The organism is Streptomyces scabichelini (genome assembly GCF_011045015.1).
Lineage (GTDB): Bacteria > Actinomycetota > Actinomycetes > Streptomycetales > Streptomycetaceae > Streptomyces > Streptomyces scabichelini.
Genome location: NZ_JAAKZY010000240.1, coordinates 1 through 15,187, shown reverse-complemented (window position 1 = coordinate 15,187; position 15,187 = coordinate 1). Strand labels below are relative to the sequence as shown.

General features: G+C 70.0%; 16 protein-coding genes and 1 pseudogene. 11 read left to right on the top strand and 6 right to left on the bottom strand.

The window, feature by feature from the left end; translation table 11 throughout:
* Nucleotides 1–177: pseudogene (locus G5C60_RS52740) on the bottom strand (decaprenylphosphoryl-beta-D-ribose oxidase); the annotation flags it as partial.
* 142 nt (nucleotides 178–319) lie between these two features.
* On the opposite strand from G5C60_RS52740, the gene G5C60_RS43025 reads away from it, so the two are divergent.
* From G5C60_RS43025 to G5C60_RS43010, 4 genes are read left to right on the top strand one after another with little or no spacing between them, the layout of a single operon-like run.
* On the top strand, nucleotides 320–895 hold the full coding sequence (locus G5C60_RS43025; RefSeq protein ID WP_165268309.1) for a phosphatase PAP2 family protein: 576 nt from the start codon (nucleotides 320–322) through the stop codon (nucleotides 893–895).
* A gap of 2 nt (nucleotides 896–897) precedes the next feature.
* Nucleotides 898–1,836: a decaprenyl-phosphate phosphoribosyltransferase gene (locus tag G5C60_RS43020; RefSeq protein WP_165268307.1), complete on the top strand. Its 939-nt coding sequence runs from the start codon at nucleotides 898–900 to the stop codon at nucleotides 1,834–1,836.
* Between the two features lie 22 nt (nucleotides 1,837–1,858).
* Nucleotides 1,859–2,311 carry a GtrA family protein gene (locus G5C60_RS43015; RefSeq protein ID WP_165268305.1) on the top strand — a complete coding sequence of 151 codons (453 nt, stop codon included), beginning with the start codon at nucleotides 1,859–1,861 and terminating at the stop codon, nucleotides 2,309–2,311.
* Nucleotides 2,299–3,285: a YihY/virulence factor BrkB family protein gene (locus G5C60_RS43010; protein WP_165268303.1), complete on the top strand. Its 987-nt coding sequence runs from the start codon at nucleotides 2,299–2,301 to the stop codon at nucleotides 3,283–3,285. The genes G5C60_RS43015 and G5C60_RS43010 overlap by 13 nt, the downstream gene beginning before the upstream one ends.
* Here G5C60_RS43010 and G5C60_RS43005 read toward each other — a convergent pair.
* Nucleotides 3,233–4,570, bottom strand: coding sequence for a D-alanyl-D-alanine carboxypeptidase family protein (locus G5C60_RS43005; protein ID WP_338146088.1), 1,338 nt, complete (start codon nucleotides 4,568–4,570; stop codon nucleotides 3,233–3,235). The two genes, G5C60_RS43010 and G5C60_RS43005, sit on opposite strands and share 53 nt — an antisense overlap.
* A 106-nt stretch (nucleotides 4,571–4,676) precedes the next feature.
* On the opposite strand from G5C60_RS43005, the gene G5C60_RS52735 reads away from it, so the two are divergent.
* From G5C60_RS52735 to G5C60_RS42995, 3 genes are all read left to right on the top strand, one after another.
* Nucleotides 4,677–4,919 carry an SCO4848 family membrane protein gene (locus G5C60_RS52735; protein ID WP_241267486.1) on the top strand — a complete coding sequence of 81 codons (243 nt, stop codon included), beginning with the start codon at nucleotides 4,677–4,679 and terminating at the stop codon, nucleotides 4,917–4,919.
* A 14-nt stretch (nucleotides 4,920–4,933) separates the two neighbouring features.
* On the top strand, nucleotides 4,934–6,235 hold the full coding sequence (locus G5C60_RS43000) for a metallophosphoesterase (protein WP_165268301.1): 1,302 nt from the start codon (nucleotides 4,934–4,936) through the stop codon (nucleotides 6,233–6,235).
* Between the two features lie 264 nt (nucleotides 6,236–6,499).
* Nucleotides 6,500–6,928 (top strand): ATP-binding protein, encoded by a 429-nt coding sequence (locus tag G5C60_RS42995; protein ID WP_165268299.1) that lies wholly within the window; start codon nucleotides 6,500–6,502, stop codon nucleotides 6,926–6,928.
* Nucleotides 6,929–6,948: 20 nt separating this feature from the next.
* Here the strand turns inward: G5C60_RS42995 and G5C60_RS42990 are convergent, their stop codons facing one another.
* Together G5C60_RS42990 and G5C60_RS42985 are read right to left on the bottom strand one after the other, a co-directional pair.
* A complete protein-coding gene (locus G5C60_RS42990; protein ID WP_165268297.1) occupies nucleotides 6,949–8,412 on the bottom strand; it encodes a sensor histidine kinase in 1,464 nt (487 codons plus the stop codon).
* Nucleotides 8,409–9,098, bottom strand: a complete 690-nt coding sequence (locus tag G5C60_RS42985) for a response regulator transcription factor (protein WP_165268315.1) — start codon at nucleotides 9,096–9,098, stop codon at nucleotides 8,409–8,411. Before G5C60_RS42985 ends, G5C60_RS42990 begins: the two co-directional genes overlap by 4 nt.
* 206 nt (nucleotides 9,099–9,304) lie before the next feature.
* Between G5C60_RS42985 and G5C60_RS42980 the strand changes: the two genes are divergently transcribed.
* Entirely contained in the window at nucleotides 9,305–11,791 is a 2,487-nt protein-coding gene (locus tag G5C60_RS42980; RefSeq protein WP_165268313.1) for an MMPL family transporter, read from the top strand.
* A 6-nt stretch (nucleotides 11,792–11,797) separates the two neighbouring features.
* Here the strand turns inward: G5C60_RS42980 and G5C60_RS42975 are convergent, their stop codons facing one another.
* Nucleotides 11,798–12,646 carry a TetR/AcrR family transcriptional regulator gene (locus G5C60_RS42975; protein ID WP_338146087.1) on the bottom strand — a complete coding sequence of 283 codons (849 nt, stop codon included), beginning with the start codon at nucleotides 12,644–12,646 and terminating at the stop codon, nucleotides 11,798–11,800.
* Between the two features lie 290 nt (nucleotides 12,647–12,936).
* Here G5C60_RS42975 and G5C60_RS42970 point away from each other — a divergent pair, with 290 nt between their 5' ends.
* The 3 genes from G5C60_RS42970 to G5C60_RS42960 all read left to right on the top strand — a co-directional run bounded on the left by G5C60_RS42970 (nucleotide 12,937) and on the right by G5C60_RS42960 (nucleotide 14,384).
* Nucleotides 12,937–13,407 (top strand): TM2 domain-containing protein, encoded by a 471-nt coding sequence (locus tag G5C60_RS42970; protein WP_165268295.1) that lies wholly within the window; start codon nucleotides 12,937–12,939, stop codon nucleotides 13,405–13,407.
* A complete protein-coding gene (locus tag G5C60_RS42965; RefSeq protein ID WP_165268293.1) occupies nucleotides 13,400–13,819 on the top strand; it encodes a DUF2752 domain-containing protein in 420 nt (139 codons plus the stop codon). The genes G5C60_RS42970 and G5C60_RS42965 overlap by 8 nt, the downstream gene beginning before the upstream one ends.
* A 301-nt stretch (nucleotides 13,820–14,120) precedes the next feature.
* Nucleotides 14,121–14,384, top strand: a complete 264-nt coding sequence (locus G5C60_RS42960; protein ID WP_165268291.1) for a TM2 domain-containing protein — start codon at nucleotides 14,121–14,123, stop codon at nucleotides 14,382–14,384.
* Nucleotides 14,385–14,472: 88 nt separating this feature from the next.
* Here G5C60_RS42960 and G5C60_RS42955 read toward each other — a convergent pair.
* Nucleotides 14,473–15,187 (bottom strand): LamG domain-containing protein (locus G5C60_RS42955; RefSeq protein WP_165268289.1); only part of this gene is annotated, 715 nt, incomplete at its 5' end.

The window sequence follows — 15,187 nt, the reverse complement described above, 5'->3', positions numbered from 1 at the left end:
CCCCAGCCCTCGTGCGATGCCCCCGCGGGCCCCGCACGCCCGGACGGCTGCCGCGGCCTCCTCGTACGTACGAGGGCGGATCAGACGGGCGGCCGTAGGGGCGGTGCGGCCCCAGCCCGTGACGGGCACCGGATGGGAACCGGAAACGACGGTGGAGGACGCGGAGTCGGCAGGCATATCGGTGACCGTATCGCCCGCATATGCGCTCTTTATCAATGAAACAACCGGGCATCATCACTCTCGCCGAAACGGGTGATTAATGGGATGTCGATCGATATTGCCGGAGTTCCGGAGTGGTGGCCGTGAACAGTGAATCGGCATGGACGACCTCGACGACATGGACCACCGGCTCCTGTCGGCTCTCCACGGCTGCGGTGCGGACCCACGCGTCGCGGCCGCCGCCCGCGCCCTGTCCTGGGCGGGGGAGCACGGTGCGTTGTGGCTCGCGGCCGGGCTCGCGGGTGCCGCCGTGGACCGTGAGCGGCGCGGCCCCTGGTTGCGCGGAACGGCCCTGACCGCGGGCGCGCACCTGGCCAGCATGGGTGTGAAGCGCCTCGTGCGCCGCCCGCGCCCCGAGCACGTCGAAGCCCTGGTCCGCACGGTCGGCCGGCACTCCTTCCCCAGCTCGCACGCCACGTCGGCAGCGGCGGCCGCCGTGGCCTATGGGGCGCTGGGCGCGCGCGTGGTGCCGCCGCTGGCCGCCGCGATGTGCGTCTCGCGGCTGGTCGTCGGCGTGCACTACCCCTCGGACGTGGCGGCGGGTGCGGCCCTCGGCGCGCTCACGGCCCGGCTCGGATCCCGGTGGATGCTGACGGCCGGGATCGGGACCCGCCGGATGCCGGTAGGCCTGACCATGACGTCAGGAGGCCGTGATCATGACGCCGAGAGGCTGTGACCATGGCTGAAACGGCCCTTCGGGAGAGGACGCGACAGCGGCAGCCCGAGCCACCGAAAATCGGCCTCCTAAGAGGCCTGTTCTGGACGGCCCGTCCCAGACAGTGGGTCAAAAGCGTCCTCGTAGTGGCCGCTCCGGCCGCCGCGGGCGAGCTCTTCTCACGTCACGCGATCACTCAAGTCACGCTCGTCTTCGTGCTGTTCACGGCCTGCGCCGCCGCTGTGTACCTGATCAACGACGCCCGGGACGCGGACGCCGACCGCGCCCACCCGGTCAAGCGCCGACGCCCGGTCGCCGCCGGGCAGGTGCCTGTCCCGGTCGCGTACGCCGTGGGAGCCGTCCTCGCCGTCGTCGCCCCGGCCACCGCCGCGTTCCTGTGCTCGCCGCTCACCTCGGCCCTGCTGACCGCCTACCTGGGCATGCAACTGGCGTACTGCGTCAGCCTCAAGCACATCCTCGTCATCGATCTCGCCGTGGTGACCACCGGATTCCTGATGCGGGCGATGATCGGCGGGGTCGCGCTCGGCATTCCGCTGTCGCGCTGGTTTCTGATCACGACCGGTTTCGGCGCGCTCTTCATGGTCGCCGCCAAGCGCTACTCCGAAGCCGTGCAGATGGCAGGTAAAGCGGGCGCCACGCGCGCGTTGCTGACGGAATACACCACCGGCTACCTCCGGTTCGTCTGGCAGCTCGCGGCCGGCGTCGCCGTCCTGGGCTACTGCCTGTGGGCCCTGGAGGAGGGCGGCGTACCGCACACCAGCGTGCTGCCCTGGCGGCAGCTGTCGATGGTCGCCTTCGTCCTCGCGGTCCTGCGGTACGCGGTCTTCGCCGACCGCGGCACCGCGGGCGAGCCCGAGGACGTCGTCCTGCGCGACCGCGCGCTCGCCCTGATCGGCGTGGTGTGGCTCGTGATGTACGCCCTGGCGGTGGCCGACTGGTGAGCCGCAAGCCGGGAGCGGGCGCGTGAGCCACGCGCAGCGTCCCGCGGTCCAGGAACTGCTCGGCTTCGCGACCGTCGGGCTCCTCGCGTACGCCGCCGACCTCGCCCTCTTCGTCTGGCTGCGCGGGCCCGTGGGCCTGGACCCGCTCACCGCGAAGGCGCTGTCGTTCGTGGCGGGCTGCTCGCTCGCGTACGCGGGCAACGCGCTCGGCCCCTACCGGCACAAGAGCACACGCGGGCTGCGGCAGTGCAGGCTGCGGCAGTACGGGATCTTCTTCGCGGTGAACATCGCGGGCGCCCTCGTCCAGCTGCTGTGCCTGCTCGTCAGCCACTACGGCCTCGGGCTCACCTCGCAGCGCGCGGACACCGTCTCGGGCGCCGGAATCGGCATGGCGTTCGCCACTGTCCTGCGCTTTTGGGGTACCCGAACATTTGTCTTCGGCGAAGGGGGCAGAGTCGGATCATGGACTGGCTGAAAAAGCTCCCCGGCATCGGGCCGGTCGTCACCCGTCTGATGACCACGCACGCGTGGCGCTCGTACGAACGCCTGGACCGGGTCAAGTGGACGCGGCTCGCGGCCGCGATGACCTTCATCAGCTTCGTCGCGCTCTTCCCGCTGATCACCGTCGCCGCCGCGCTGGCCGCGGCGACCCTGGACGAGAACGGGCAGCGCGAGCTCGAGGACAAGATCGCCGAACAGATCCCGGGCATCTCCGAACAGTTGGACATCGGCGGCCTGGTGAACAATGCCGGCACCGTCGGCGTCATCGCGGGCGCCGTGCTGCTGTTCACCGGCATCGGCTGGGTCGGCTCCATGCGTGAGTGCCTGCGGGCGGTGTGGGAGCTGCCCGAGCCCGACGAGAACCCCGTGCTGCGCAAGGCCAAGGACGCCGGGGTCCTCGTCGGACTCGGCGGAGCCGTGCTCGTCTCCATCGGTGCGTCCGCCGTCGCGGCGACGATGGTCGGCTGGACCGCCCGGCAGCTCGGTATCGACGAGGCCGGCTGGGGCGGCGCACTGCTGCAGACCACGGCGTTCGCCATCGCCGTCCTCGCCGACTTCCTGCTCCTGCTGTACGTCCTGACGCTGCTGCCCGGCGTCGAGCCGACCCGCCGCCGGCTGTTCACCGCCGCGCTGCTCGGGGCCGCCGGGTTCGAGCTGCTGAAGCTGCTGATCAGCGGCTATATGAAGGGCGTCGCCTCGAAGAACATGTACGGCGCCTTCGGCGTGCCCGTCGCGCTGCTGCTGTGGATCAACTTCACCGCGAAGCTCGTCCTCTTCTGCGCCGCCTGGACGGCGACGCGGAAGGACGACTCCCCGGACGTCCCCGCAGACGACTCCACCGAGAACAACGACTCCGAGGGCAACGACTCCTCCAGGACCACCGAAGAGGCGGACGTCAGCGGCGCGGGCGGCGCCGCATCAGGTCGGGCAGCGGCCACCGGCGGTTGACGAGGAAAGCCCCGCCGGCGAGGAGCACGAGCAGACCGCCGGTGATCCCCAGTGCGATGCCGACACCGCTCGAACCCGACTCCTGAGCCGAGGCGGCGACGGCCTTGCCCTTACCGGAGCCGCCCGCATCCCCGGCTCCTCCTGCCTCACCGGAGGCGTCCGCGTCCGGCTGCGCGCCCGTGTCCGCGCCCTTCGGCGGCACCAGCTCACCCACCGGCTGGACCTTGTCCGCCGCCTGGAAACCCCAGTCGAGAAGGCGAGCGGTCTCCTTGTAGACCTCGTTGGCCTCCTCCTTCTCGGGGTTCATGACCGTGACGAGGAGCACCTTGCCGTCGCGCTCGGCGACACCGGTGAAGGTGGAGCCCGCGTTCGTGGTGTTGCCGTTCTTCACACCCGCGATGCCCTTGTAGACGCCGAGGCTGGTGGCGCCCGTCAGCAGCCGGTTGGTGTTCTGGATCTCGAAGGACTTACGGGTCGTCTTGCCCTTCTTGTCCTTCTTTGTCTCGCCCGGGAACTTGGTGCGCACGGTCGAGGCGTACTCCCGGAAGTCCTTCTTCTGCATTCCGGAGCGGGCGATGAGGGTCAGGTCGTACGCCGATGACACCTGCCCCACCTCGTCGTAGCCGTCCGGGCTGACCACCTGCGTGTCGAGGGCCTGGAGCTCCTCGGCGTGCGCGTTCATGTCCTGGACCGTCTTGTCGAGGCCCCCGTTCATCGCGGACAGGACGCGTACCGCGTCGTTGCCGGAGGCGAGGAAGACGCCGAGCCAGAGATCCTTGACCGTGTAAGTCTCGTCCTCCTTGATGCCGACCACGCTGGAGCCCGGACCGAGGCCCGCCAGATCGGAGGGCACCACCTTGTGCTTCTCCTCTCTCTGGCTGAACTTCGGCAGCAGCGTGTCCGCGAACAGCATCTTCAGGGTGCTCGCCGGGGCCAGCCGCCAGTGCGCGTTGTTCGCGGCCAGGACGTCGCCGGACTCGGCGTCCGCGACGACCCAGGAACGCGCGCTCAGGTCCTTCGGGAGCACCGGGGCGCCGGCGCCGAGGTTCACCTGGGTGCCGGCCCTGCCGAGTTGGGCGCCGCCCACGGTCGACATGTTCGCCGGGGGTGTGGCGCTCGGCGATGCGCTGCTCTTCGGTTTCTGCGTCGACTTCGGGGTTGCCGTCGGCGTTTCGTCCGCGAACGCGGGCGCGGTGGCGATCGCGGTCGCGGTGAGCGACAAGGACAACAAGGTGGCGGAAGTGACCAGCAAGGACGACTTGGTGGTCTTTTTCATGGCGGGCACGGTCGAGAACGTACATGGCCCCGAGTGGGAAGTCGCGTCGCCCTCCCCGCCGTCACCCTCCGCACCCCGGACGCGGCGCCCGATCGACGGCAGCGATACTGAACGCATGAAGCTCAGCCGTTCCGTCTCCTGGTTCCTGCTCGCCTTCGGGGTGTGGAGCTGGGTCATCTGGATCACTTTCGTCAAGAACCTGTGGAAGGACGGCAGCGGGCTGGCCTTCGACGACGCGGGCGATCCGACCGGGTACTTCTGGGTACACCTGACGCTCGCCGTAATCTCCTTTGTCCTTGGGACGGTCGTCGGGGTCATCGGGTTGCGCGGTGTTCGAGCCATGCGCCACACGTCATAACGGAGAGCTGTCGCATGGTCATCGTCTTTCTGCTCGTAGCCCTGGTGGTTCTGGCCGCCTTCGGCACACTGCACTGGTACATGTGGCGTCGCCTGGTGCGCGACACGACCGCCGGGCCGGGGCTCGTCCGGCGCGTGGGCGCGGGCGTGTTCATCGCCGGGCCGCTGCTCTTCTTCGCGGCGATGGCATCCGAGCGGGGCGGGGCGCCGTTCTGGCTCCAACAGGTGCTGGCGTGGCCGGGGTTCCTGTGGCTGGCGCTGGTGCTCTATCTCATGCTGGCGTTGCTGGTGGGAGAGGTGCTGCGGCCGGTTGTGCGGCGAGTGGTGTCGCGTCGGCGTGCGGTGCCCGCGGCCGAGACAGTGGGCGTACGCGAGGTCGTACCCGTGCCCGCGGGAGCAGCCGCCCCCGAAGCCGAGCCCGAGCGCACCGAGGAGCCGGAGCGCACCGAGGAGTCCGGGCGCACCGGGGAGCCGGAGCCCGCGGCCACCGGTCCCTCCCGGCGGCTCTTCGTGTCGCGTGTCGTGGGCGGGACCGCCGCGGCCGCTGCTCTGGGGACGGTCGGGTACGGGACGTACGGGGTGCTGAGAGGACCGAAGGTGAAGCGCGTCACCGTGCCGCTGGCCAAGTTGCCGCGGGGCGTGCACGGGTTTCGGATCGCTGTGGTCAGCGATATCCATCTGAGTCCTGTGATCGGGCGCGGGTTCGCCCAGAAGGTCGTCGACACCATCAACTGGACGCAGCCCGATCTCATCGCGGTCGTGGGCGATCTCGTCGACGGCGACGTGAAGGACCTGGGGCCCGCCGCCGCGCCGCTCGCTCAGTTGAGGGCGCGGCACGGGTCGTACTTCGTCACCGGCAATCACGAGTACATCTCCGGTGCCGAGCAGTGGGTCGAGCACGTACGCGAACTGGGGATGACGCCGCTGGAGAACGCGAGGACGGAGCTGGCCGGCTTCGACCTCGCCGGTGTCAACGACGTGTCGGGCGAGGACGAGGGGCAGGGGCCCGACTTCGCGAAGGCGCTCGGCGACCGGGACCGCGCACGCGCGTGCGTGCTCCTCGCCCATCAGCCGGTGCAGATCCACGAGGCCGTCGACCACGGCGTGGACCTCCAGCTCTCCGGTCACACGCACGGCGGCCAGCTCTGGCCCGGCAACTTCGTCGCGGGCCTCGCCAACCCGACCCTCGCGGGCCTGGAGCGCTACGGCGACACCCAGTTGTACGTCTCCCGGGGCGCGGGCGCGTGGGGACCGCCGACGCGGGTGGGCGCGCCGTCCGACATCACGGTCGTGGAACTGGCTTCCAGGCAGGCCTGAGGCTGAATCACGCGCCTCGGCGCGCTGCAAACAGGCCAGAGAATCACCGGTGAAAGCGGCCGAAAACGACACGCGTCCGACGGTGAGTGCCCTGTTCACCGTCCCGCCGACGGTTGGTTCGCGGCCGGGACCGACGTCTTCCGGCTGTCGGTCCTCTCCTGGAATTGACGCGTTCACGCGGGGTTGACGGTTGCATACGTGACGCGCTGCGTCGGCTCCACACAGCATGATGTGACGGGGATGTGTGCAGAGGGGGGAGTAAACGTGTTGAGACGCAACTCCTTCCGGCTGCCCAGACATCCGGCCTCGGTGGGGATCGCCCGGCGCCGGGTGCGCGACCATCTGGCGGACTGGGGGCACAGCGCGGGCGAAACGGCGCTCGAGGACGCCGTGCTGCTCGTCTCGGAGCTGGCGACCAACGCGGTGCGCCATGGCCCTGCTTCAGGGTTCGGCCGGGGGGACGCCCACCATGAGCGGGAGTTCGAGGTCGCGGTGACCGCGCTCGCCGGCGGCTCCTGCTTCATCGAGGTCTCCGACGCGAGCCCGGCACAGCCGCGCCTTCGGCCGGTCGACGACGAGGAGGACGAGTCCGGACGCGGCATGCACCTCGTCGAGCACCTCACGGCAGCCTGGGGCGTCTGGGCCCGGGGCGGCTACGGCAAGACGGTGTGGGCGCTCGTACCGGCCCCCTGACCACCCGACGAGCGGCGCCGTCAGCCGTACGTCCGAGCCGGCAGCGTCACCGTCACCGCCAGCCCCTTGCCCGGAGCCGTCCGCACCTCGACCTCGCCCCCGTGCGCGGCCACCACGCCCTGCACGATCGCCATCCCCAGGCCGCTGCCCGCGCCGCCGCCCGCGCGGAAGAACCGGTCGAAGATCCGCGCCGCGTCATCCTCCGCGAGCCCGGGCCCCTCGTCCGCGACACACAGCCGTACGATCCCGTTCTCCCGCTCCAGACCGAGGGTGACCGGCACGTCGGCGGGCGTGTGCGTACGTATGTTCCCGACGAGGTTGCCCAGGATCTGCCGCAGCCCCGACTCGTCGGCGTGCACGAGCAGGGCACCCTCGGCGCTCACCGTCACCGGGCGGTCGGGCTGCTGGGCCCGCAGGTCCTCGGCCGCGTCCCGCACGAGACGGCTCAGGTCGACGTTCTTGAAGCGCAGTTCGGGCTGCTGGTCGAGCCGCGCCAGGGTGAGCAGCTCGTCCACGAGCCTTCCCATGCGGTCGGCCTCGCAGTTCATCCGGTCCCAGGCCCGCTTGCGCTCGACCGGTTCGCGCAGCATCCCCTTGTCGTACAGCTGGAGATAGCCGCGGATCGCCGACAGCGGCGTACGCAGCTCGTGCGAGGCGTCCGCGACGAAGCGGCGCAGCTGGGCCGCGCTGCGCTCGCGTGTGCGGTACGCCGACTCGACCTGGTGGAGCATCGAGTTGAGGGCGAGCCGCAGCTGCTCGACCTCCTCGGTGGGATGGTGGCTGGAGGGCACGCGGCGGGTCAGATCGCCCTCGGCTATCGCCGACGAGGTCTCCACCATGTCCTCCAGGGGGCGCATCCGGCGCCTCACGCTGAGGGTCGTCAGTACGGCGAGCAGCGCGAGCAGCAGAGCGCCGACGGTGAAGTCGAGCACGGCCGCCTTGCGGATCACCTCGTGCACGGCCCCGCTCGACCTGGCCATCAGCACCGTCGTGCCGTCGGCCAGGGGCGCGGCGGTGACCCGGTAGGGGGTGCCGTCCAGTTTGAGGTCGTGCGGTTCCTCGTCTCTGCTGAGGGCGGCCGGATCGTCCACCGCCGCGGCCAGCGTGCGCTGCGTTTCGGTGGGCGCGAAGGGGCCGATGGCCGTGGGACGCCCCTGATCGTCCACTGCCACGAAGAGGCCGTCCTGCACCAACGAGTCGGCGTCCGCCTCTTTGTCGGAGGGAGTGGGCGAGATCCGGGAGCGCACGGCGGCCAGGGCGCTCAGCGAGTCGACCTGCTCGAGGGTGAGTTTGGAGTCCCCGACCGAGTCGCGGGTCGCCATCAGTTGGGTGTCGACGCTGTCCAGCAGGTAGGTCCGCATGCCCATCAGGCTGACCGCGGTCGCCACGACGACGCCCAGCGCCAGCAGCGCCACGTTCGCCAGCGTCAGCTTGCCGCGCAGGGAGTGGATGCCGCGGCGGCACCGGCCGCGCCGGATGCTCATGCGAGCCCGTATCCCACACCCCGGCGGGTGGTGATCACGGGCGCGCCGAGGCAGTCGAGCTTGCGTCGCAGATAGCTGATGTACGTTTCGACGACGGTCGACTCGGCCGAGTGCTCGTACTGCCAGACGTGACGAAGGAGCTGCTCCTTGGACACGATCCGCCCGTCGTTGCGCACCAGGAAACGCAGCAGTGCGTACTCCGTCGGTGTGAGCTCCACCGAGCGGCCCGCGCGGTGCACCGAGTAAGTCGTCTCGTCCAGCTCCAGGTCGCCGTAGCGCAGCGGCGGGCGCTGAGGGAGGACGTCGGCCGGACGCGTGCGGCGCAGGACTGCGGTGATCCGGGCGACGACCTCGTCGATGTTGAACGGCTTGGTGATGTAGTCGTCGCCGAAGCCGAGCGCGCCGACGATCTCAGCGGGCGCGTCCCGCGCGGTCAGGAACACCAGCGCCAGGTCCGGGCGCCTCGCGCGCAGTTCGCGGCCCAGCGCGCGGCCGTCGCCGTCCGGCAGCATCACGTCGAGGAGCGCGGCGTCGGGGCGTGTGCGCTCGGCGAGCGTGAGCGCCTGGCGGACGGTGCCCGCCGTCATCACCTCGAAGCGGTGGTAGCGCAGGGCGATGGCGAGGACGTCGGCGATGCTCGGCTCGTCCTCGACGACCAGGACGGTGGCCCCCTCGTGCAGGCTCATGTGCCCCGTCTCCCCCTCGTGCCCGTTGTGAACGGTCATGTTCCCAGTATCAGCGGGGGCACTGACATCGGGGCCTTTCCGCGCTTTGGAGTTCCTTGAGAGTCATGGCTGATCCGTGTCCACACCCGCCTGCCGCCCCGATGCTGAGCCGCAGGACCTGGGGGACCAACCGACCGACAACTAAGGAGCGTTGAGGCGTGGCGACATTGGCACGCTGGTGCTACCGGCACCGGCTGGTGGTCCTGTTGCTGTGGGTGGGGACGTTGTTCGGGCTGGGCTTCGCGGGATCGACCGCGGGTACGAACTACGCGGATACCTTCTCCCTTCCGAACACGGACTCCAAGAACGCGTACGACCTGATGGAGAAGGCCTTCCCCGAGAGAGCGGGCGACACCGACACGGTGGTGTGGAAGGTCGACGACGGAACCGTACGGGACGCGTCCGTACGATCCCGGATCGAGCCCGCGCTGGCCGAGATCGGACGGATGGAGGGCGTCGGCGAGGTCAGCAACCCGTACGCGTCCCAAGGCGCGGCGCAGATCAGTGAGAACGGGCGGATCGCCTACGCCCAGGTGACCTTCACCGAGCAGGCGAACGGTGTGCCCAAGGAACTGGTGGAGGACGTCGTTGACACGGCGCAGGACGCCGAACGCGCCGGTCTCCAGGTGGAGCTGGGCGGTCAGGCGATCACCCGGATCCAGGAGCCGCCCACCGGCATCGCCGAGATGGTCGGCATCGTGGCCGCGGCGGTCGTCCTCTTCCTCGCCTTCGGCTCGCTCTTCGCGATGCTGCTGCCGCTCGTCGTCGCGATCGCGGCCCTCGGCACAGGACTGATGGCCACCTCGCTGCTCAGCCATGTCACGGACGTACCCGAAGTCGCCCCGCTGCTCGGCTCGTTGATCGGCCTCGGCGTCGGTATCGACTACGCGCTGTTCATCGTCACGCGGCACCGGAAGGGCATCCTGCGCGGAATGAAGCCCGAGGAGTCGGCCGTCACGGCCCTCAACACCTCGGGCCGGGCGGTGCTGTTCGCGGGCGGCACCGTGTGCATCGCGCTCGCCGGAATGCTGGTGATGAACATGCGCTTCCTGGACGGCGTGGTCATCGCAACCTCGCTGACGGTCGTCCTGAGCGTCCTGGCCGCGACCACCCTGCTGCCCGCGCTTCTGGGACTCCTCGGCATGCGCGTCCTCAGCCGCAGGCAGCGGCGCCGGCTCGCCGCCACGGGACCGGAGTCCGAGGAGGCGAGCGGCCTTGCGGCACGCTGGTCCGCCTACGTCGAGAGGCGCCCGCGCTCGGTCGCCGTCATGGCACTGGTCGCGATGGTGATCCTGGCGCTGCCCGTCCTGTCGATCCGGCTCGGCGCCACCGACCAGGGCAACCACCAGGAGTCGACGACCACGCGACAGGCGTACGACCTGCTCGCCGAGGGCTTCGGGCCCGGCTTCAACGGACCGCTCCAGGTGGTCGTGGAACGCGGCGACGCGGACGCGCTCGTCTCGACCATCCGCTCGACCGACGGTGTCGCCCAGGTCGCCGCCGCGCCGCCCGCTCAGGGCATCACGGTGATCCAGGTCGTGCCGACCACGTCACCGCAGTCCGAGAAGACGGACCAGCTGATCGACCGGCTGCGGGACGACGTGATCCCGGAATCCGGGACCGAGGCCCATGTGGGCGGAGTGACCGCCATCTTCAAGGACTTCGCGTCCGTGACCGGCGACCGGCTGCCGTACTTCGTCGCGGCGATCATCACGCTCGGCTTCCTGCTCCTCCTCGTGGCGTTCCGGTCCCTGGTGGTGCCGTTGACGGCCGCCCTGATGAACCTGATCGCGGCCGCCGCGTCGTTCGGCGTCCTGGTCGCGATCTTCCAGTGGGGCTGGGGCACGGAACTCCTCGGCATCGGCAAGGAGGGGCCGATCACCGCCTTCCTGCCGGTCATCATGCTGTCGCTGCTCTTCGGGCTCTCGATGGACTACCAGGTGTTCCTGGTGAGCCGTATGCACGAGGAATGGGTGCACACGAAGGACAACGCGCGGGCGGTCCGGGTCGGCCTCGCCGAGACCAGCCGGGTCATCAACTGCGCGGCCCTGATCATGATCTGCGTCTTCTCCGCGTTCGTCCTCAGCGGCGACATGGAGGGCGCGATGGCGGGCATCGGGCTCGCGGCGGCGGTCGCGCTGGACGCGTTCATCCTGCGTACGGCACTGGTGCCGGCCGCGATGCACCTCCTGGGGAACTCCAACTGGTGGCTGCCGGAGTGGCTGGACAAGCGACTGCCGCATCTCGCGGTGGAGCCCCGGGAGGACGCCGACGAGGCCGTCGCAGGGGTGCCCCACGCGCGCGTGGCGGACGCCAACGGGCACGCGCGCGTGCCGCTCGGAAAGGACGGCGAGAACGGCGAGAGCGGCGAGAGCGGCATCTCCCTGGTCCACGGCTTCGTCCGCGGCGAGGACGGGGAGCCGGTCGAGGGCGCCGTACTGACCCTGCTCTCCCAGGGTGGCGGCCGCCAGCTCGACCGGGTGACCTCCCTGGCCGACGGCTCGTACATCGTCTCGGTGCCCGCCCCGGACACCTACCTCCTGTCGGCCACGGCACCCGGGCACGGGGTCCGCGCCCGCCATGTGACGGTCGGTGAGGGACCGCTGGTGTACGACGTGGAGCTCGCGGAGGACGAGGTGGACGCGGTGAACTGACCGCGTTCAGTCGTTCGACGAGGAGGCCCAGGGTCCTTGAGCCTTGGGCCTCTTCGTCGGGTCGGGCAGTGCTCGGGTCATCCCCGGCAGGAAGTCCGTGAAGAGGCCGTGCACCTCGCGTACGAGGGGGCGCAGCGCGCGGAAGCGGGACAGGGAGATGCCCAGGGAGATGAGGCGGGCGCCGCGTTCGGCGAGGCGGTAGCTGCGTGCGCGGCCCTCGGTGCGGTCGAAGACCCAGTACAGGACGAGCCCCATCTGGGAGAGCCACAGCAACTCGGGGAGGATGTCCCGCAGTTCGGCCGAGACCTTGGCCTTGGAGCCCGCGAGCACTTCACGGCAGACGCTGATGGCCTCCACGCGCGCGTGCTCCGACTCCGGGGAGAAGGGGCTGAGCGGGCTGTCTGGGTCGGCGGCGTTCTTGAAGAACTGCACCGCGAACTCGTGGTACGGCGCGGCGACGTCCAGCCACGCCCCGAGGATCCCGGCGATCCGGGCCTCCAGATCCGTCTCGCGGTCCAGGACCGACCGGACCGCCACCTGGTGCTCGGCGGCGATCCGGTCGTAGAAGCCCTGGATCAGATGCTCCTTGCCGGCGAAGTAGTAGTACGCGTTGCCGACGGAGACCCCGGCCTCCTTGGCGATGGCCCGCATCGTCGTCCGGTCGTAACCCCGCTCCTGGAACAGGCACATCGCCGTCTCCAGGATCAGGGCCCGCGTCTGCTCGCTCTTCGCGGGCGTACGGGAGGCTTTCGCGGGCGTACGGGATGCTTGCGGGACCTGTGGCCCCGCCGGGCCTTCCGGGTCCTGGGGTTCCGCGCGGCCGTCGTCGCTCGTACTGTCCTTCGCTGCTGGCACGGGAACAGAGCCTAAGCGCTTCGCTGGACATGGGGTTCGTGGGCGGGTGCGGGATCGTTGTGGCTTGTCGCTCCCCCACTCTCGGCTGCGCTCGAGCGGGGGGACCCCCATCGCGGCGGAGCCGCAAATCGATACAGCCCCGCGCCCCTGGGGGCGCGCGGCCCCCCGTGCAGGCAAGTCGTCGTCCAGGCTGGCTCTTTCCTCGTCCGGCCTGACAACATGACCAGCGGTCGTGTTTATTTTCTCGCGTGCCGGGTCAACCGGATTACCGGATCACAGGAGTCGTCGCCTTGAGTGAGCAGCCCCCGAACCAGCCGCCGGGGTACGGATATCCGAACGCCAACCCCTATCCCGGTCAGGGGACTCCCGGCCAAGGGGCCCCCGGTCAGGGGCAGAACCCGTATGCGGGCGGGCAGCAAGGCCCTTACCAGCAGCAGCCGGGCTACGGGTACCCGCAGGGCGGTTACCCGCCGGGTGCCATGCCGCCGCCGGGCACGTACACGGGTGACCCGAACGCCCCGTACGGCTACGACCCCTTCGGGCGGCCGTACTCCGACAAGTCGAAGATCGTGGCCGGAGTGCTCCAACTGACCCTGGGCACGCTGGGCATCGGCCGGTTCTACATCGGCAATGTCGGTCTAGGTCTCGCCCAGCTCTTCACCTGCGGTGGTCTCGGCATCTGGGCGCTCATCGACGGAATCATCCTGCTGACCGGCAGCAACAACACGGATTCCCACGGGCGGGTCCTGCGTGGTGGCTGAGTCCGGATCCGTACCTGGATCCGGACTCGGGTCCGTTCTGCGGCACCCGGCGACGGCACCGCTCGGCGTGCTCGCCGCCGGGGTCGCGGGTGCCTGCTATCTCTACGGCACCGATCCGCACGAGCCGGGGCATCTGCTGCCCCGGTGCCCGTTCCGCGTCGTCACCGGGCTGCTCTGCCCGGCCTGTGGCGGCACACGCATGGTGTACGACCTGATGCACGGTCACTTCAGCGCCGCGTGGCACGACAACCGGTTCTTGCTGCTGGCCTCGCCGTTCGCGCTGGCCCTGTTGGCCCGGTGGGCTGTCGAGGGCCTGCGCGGTCGGCGTTGGCGGCCCGAACTCCGCCGTTCCGTACAGACGTTGGTGCTGGTCGTGGCAGTTGTGTGGACAGTGATCCGCAACCTCCACTGAGCGCTCCGCTGATATCTCGGTTCCAAGCTGCGGGCCCGTCGTGGCTGGTCGCGCAGTTCCCCGCGCCCCTTCCGGGGCGCGGTGGCACACCTGACTTGAGTGAGTGTCAAGCTGGCTTTCGGCCAACGGATCACGGAATCGACACGATCGCCTCACCTCTCTCCCTCCGTCCCCCTCGCCCCTCTAGGCTTCATGATCCGCAGGGGGGACGAGTGCATGTGTGCAGTTTGTCGCGGGTTTCCTCCTGCGTCCGCTCGGAACATTCCGTTCCATCACCTTCTGTACGCCAGGAGCAACTCGCATGTCTGTCCCCACCCCTGACGCTCCGTTCGGTTACGACCCGCAGGGTCGCCCGTACTCCGACAAGTCCAAGGTTGTCGCGGGCGTTCTCCAGCTCTTCCTGGGCGGCTTGGGTATCGGCCGTTTCTACGTCGGTTCCACGGGCGTGGCCCTCGGTCAGCTCTTCACCTGCGGTGGCCTCGGCATCTGGGCCCTGATCGACGCGATCCTGTTCTTCACGAGCAACGACCGCACCGACAAGCAGGGCCGCGTACTGCGCGGCTGACCTCACCGGGTGCGAGAGAGAGGGAGAGGCCCCCGGGGCTTCTCCCTCTCTCGGTGTCGGCTCTCGGTGTCGGCGCGTCACGACCCGGTCAGGATGCGCAGCCGCCCACCCGCCGGGTGCTCAGCGCGATGTCGTCCAGTCGGACGTCGTACGACGTCGGGCTGGGGTCGGACTGGTAGAGCTGCCAGCCCAGCTTCAGCTTGTCGAACTGCGGGAAGACGAAGTCGTCCGCCGTGCCGCCGTGATGCTTCGTGGAGACCGTCAGATCGGGCTGCTCGACTCCGTCCAGGTAGACGGTGACACGGTTGTCGGTGGCGTCCAGGTGGAACTCGACGCACTGCCACTTCGCGGCGACAGCCGGCGCGGAGGTCTTCCAGGCGGTCCAGTCACCGGTGGCGCCGAGATCGGAGCCGACGCCCCAGAAGTTGCCCTTGTCGGTGGGCGCGTACTGGCCGCCCAGCGGACAGACCAGCGTGGGCGAGCCGGAGCCGGACGCCTCCGCGATCGTCCAGTGTGCCCAGTCGGGGGACGAGGGGAATTCGGCAACGCGCAGGCGCATGCGGGCCCAGAAGCTGTTGCCGGGCGGGGCGAGGCCGGGGAAGACGAGGAAGGCCCGGCCATTGCCTTCGGTACGGATGCGGAGTTCGCGGCCGTGACCGGTGGTGCTGGGCGAGACGGTCAGCGTGCCGTCGGACGTGTCCGTCGTCCAGCCTCGGCCCTCGGTGACCGGGCCGAGGGGAAGGCGGTCGAAGTTCTCCCGTACGAGGTTCTTCCGTACGGGCGTGTCGTGCGGGGCGGGGGTG

What these genes read in the sequence shown, in the direction of transcription:
- G5C60_RS42985 (WP_165268315.1), bottom strand. Translation starts at nt 9,098, where the DNA reads ATGAGCCTGCACGAGGGGGCCACCGTCCTGGTCGTCGAGGACGAGCCG.
- G5C60_RS43025 (WP_165268309.1), top strand. Translation starts at nt 320, where the DNA reads ATGGACGACCTCGACGACATGGACCACCGGCTCCTGTCGGCTCTCCAC.
- G5C60_RS52735 (WP_241267486.1), top strand. Translation starts at nt 4,677, where the DNA reads ATGAAGCTCAGCCGTTCCGTCTCCTGGTTCCTGCTCGCCTTCGGGGTG.
- G5C60_RS42990 (WP_165268297.1), bottom strand. Translation starts at nt 8,412, where the DNA reads ATGAGCATCCGGCGCGGCCGGTGCCGCCGCGGCATCCACTCCCTGCGC.
- G5C60_RS43010 (WP_165268303.1), top strand. Translation starts at nt 2,299, where the DNA reads ATGGACTGGCTGAAAAAGCTCCCCGGCATCGGGCCGGTCGTCACCCGT.
- G5C60_RS42960 (WP_165268291.1), top strand. Translation starts at nt 14,121, where the DNA reads ATGTCTGTCCCCACCCCTGACGCTCCGTTCGGTTACGACCCGCAGGGT.
- G5C60_RS43000 (WP_165268301.1), top strand. Translation starts at nt 4,934, where the DNA reads ATGGTCATCGTCTTTCTGCTCGTAGCCCTGGTGGTTCTGGCCGCCTTC.
- G5C60_RS43020 (WP_165268307.1), top strand. Translation starts at nt 898, where the DNA reads ATGGCTGAAACGGCCCTTCGGGAGAGGACGCGACAGCGGCAGCCCGAG.